The 2,730-nt window shown below is 58.8% G+C and carries 1 rRNA gene; it reads right to left on the bottom strand.

The window, feature by feature from the left end:
* Position 1: 1 nt before the first annotated feature.
* Positions 2–2,728 (bottom strand): 23S ribosomal RNA (locus D9599_RS30400).
* Positions 2,729–2,730: the final 2 nt, after the last annotated feature.

The following is a 2,730-nucleotide window of genomic DNA, read 5'->3' as shown; positions in this document are numbered from 1 at the left end:
GATCGGGCGATTAGGACCGCTCGGCTGCGCCTGTTACCAGGCTTGCACCTGCGGCCTATCGACGTGATGGTCTATCACGGCCCTTGGGGAGACCTCGTCTTGAGGCTGGTTTCCCGCTTAGATGCCTTCAGCGGTTATCCGTTCCGCACTTAGCTACCCGGCGATGCGGCGGGCGCCACAACCGGTGCACCAGAGGTGCGTCCATCCCGGTCCTCTCGTACTAGGGACAGATCCTCTCAAGTCTCCAACACCCATGGCAGATAGGGACCGAACTGTCTCACGACGTTCTAAACCCAGCTCACGTACCGCTTTAATCGGCGAACAGCCGAACCCTTGGGACCTGCTCCAGCCCCGGGATGCGATGAGCCGACATCGAGGTGCCAAACCTCCCCGTCGATGTGGACTCTTGGGGGAGATCAGCCTGTTATCCCTAGAGTACCTTTTATCCGTTGAGCGATGGCCCTTCCACGCGGGACCACCGGATCACTAAGGCCGACTTTCGTCTCTGCTCGCGCTGTCGCGCTCGCAGTCAGGCGGGCTTGTGCCTTTGCACTCAACAGCCGATGTCCGACCGGCCTGAGCCCACCATCGCGCGCCTCCGTTACACTTTGGGAGGCGACCGCCCCAGTCAAACTGCCCACCAGGCAGGGTCCCGACCCCGGCTAACGGGGTTCGGTTAGACGCCAGAAAGGCACAGGGTGGTATTTCAAGGTTGCCTCCACCAAGGCTAGCGCCCCGGCTTCATCGGCTCCCACCTATCCTACACAGTCCCTTCCTGGCGCCACTGCCAAGCTGCAGTAAAGGTTCATAGGGTCTTTCCGTCTGACCACGGGTACCCCGCATCTTCACGGGGAATTCAATTTCGCTGAGTCCATGCTGGAGACAGTGGGGAGGTCGTTACGCCATTCGTGCAGGTCGGAACTTACCCGACAAGGAATTTCGCTACCTTAGGACCGTTATAGTTACGGCCGCCGTTTACCGGGGCTTCAGTTCAAGGCTCTCACCTCTCCCTTTAACCTTCCGGCACCGGGCAGGCGTCAGACCCTATACGTCGTCTCTCGACTTCGCAGAGCCCTGTGTTTTTACTAAACAGTCGCCACCCCCTGGTCTGTGCCACCCCTCACCGCTTGCGCGACAAGGGGTCTCGCTTATCCCGAAGTTACGCGAGCAATTTGCCTAGTTCCTTCAGCATGGTTCTCTCAAGCGCCTCGGTATACTCAACCAGTCCACCTGTGTCGGTTTCGGGTACGGTCCATAATCCCAGGGCTGTTTCCTGGACCCTTCCGCCTGCCAGCCCAATCCAATAAGGGCTGACCGCGCTTCCGGGTCGTCACATCTGGGGGGCCAGGGAATATTCACCCTGTTTCCATCGGCTACGGCTGTCGCCCTCGCCTTAGGGGCCGGCTCACCCTGCGCGGATTGGCCTTGCGCAGGAACCCTTGGACTTTCGGCGAGAGGGGTTCTCACCCTCTTTGTCGCTACTCATGTCCGCATTCGCACTTCCCATACCTCCAGGAGCCGTCACCGGTCTCCCTTCACAGGCCTAGGGAACGCTCCGCTACCGCTGCGCGATCCGCTAGGATCGTCGCAACCCACGTCTTCGGCTCGTGGCTTGAGCCCCGTTACATTTTCGCCGCAGAACAGCTATTAGACCAGTGAGCTATTACGCTTTCTTTAAAGGATGGCTGCTTCTAAGCCAACCTCCTGGTTGTTTTGGCCGTCCCACATGCTTTCCCACTTAGCCACGAATTAGGGGCCTTAGACGGTGGTCTGGGCTGTTTCCCTCTCGACAATGGACCTTAGCACCCACTGTCTGTCTGCCAGGCTATACTCACCGGCATTCGGAGTTCGGTAGGGTTTGGTAGGGCTTTGGGCCCCCCTAGCCCTTCCGGTGCTCTACCTCCGGCGGTAAACACCTGACGATCTACCTCAATAGATTTCGCGGAGAACCAGCTATTTCCGAGTTTGATTGGCCTTTCACCCCTAGCCACAGCTCATCCCCGACTTTTTCAACAGGCGTGGGTTCGGCCCTCCAGTGGGTGTTACCCCACCTTCAGCCTGGCCATGGCTAGATCACTCGGTTTCGGGTCTCATGCCGGCAACTCAAGCGCCCTTGTCAGACTCGCTTTCGCTGCGCCTACACCTCACGGCTTAAGCTTGCTGCCAACACGAACTCGCGGACCCATTATACAAAAGGTACGCCGTCACCCCACAATGAGGGCTCCGACTGCTTGTAAGCGCTCGGTTTCAGGTCTCTTTCACTCCCCTCGTCGGGGTGCTTTTCACCTTTCCCTCACGGTACTTGTGCACTATCGGTCGCCAAGGAGTATTTAGGCTTGGAGGGTGGTCCCCCCATGTTCAGACAGGGTTTCACGTGCCCCGCCTTACTCAAGGACCTCACAGAGCTCTACGCCTACGGGGCTATCACCCACTTCGGCAGGCCTTTCCAGGCCCTTCGGCTTCTCTCTGCAAGGCCACTGGCCTCCTCCGCTTTCGCTCGCCACTACTCGCGGAATCTCCGTTGATGTCTTTTCCTCCAGGTACTGAGATGTTTCAGTTCCCCGGGTTCGCCTCATGGCCCTATGTATTCAGACCACGATCTCCATAAAGGAGGGGTTTCCCCATTCGGAAATCTGCGGATCAACGATCGCTCGCATCTCCCCGCAGCTTATCGCAGCGTGCCACGTCCTTCATCGCCTCTTGGCGCCAAGGCATCCACCGAACGCCCTT

Origin of the sequence: Roseomonas sp. KE2513, from assembly GCF_016107305.1 — a bacterium.
GTDB lineage: Bacteria > Pseudomonadota > Alphaproteobacteria > Acetobacterales > Acetobacteraceae > Roseomonas.
The sequence above is the reverse complement of the archived record's forward strand: the minus strand, read 5'-3'. Positions and strand labels throughout refer to the sequence as shown.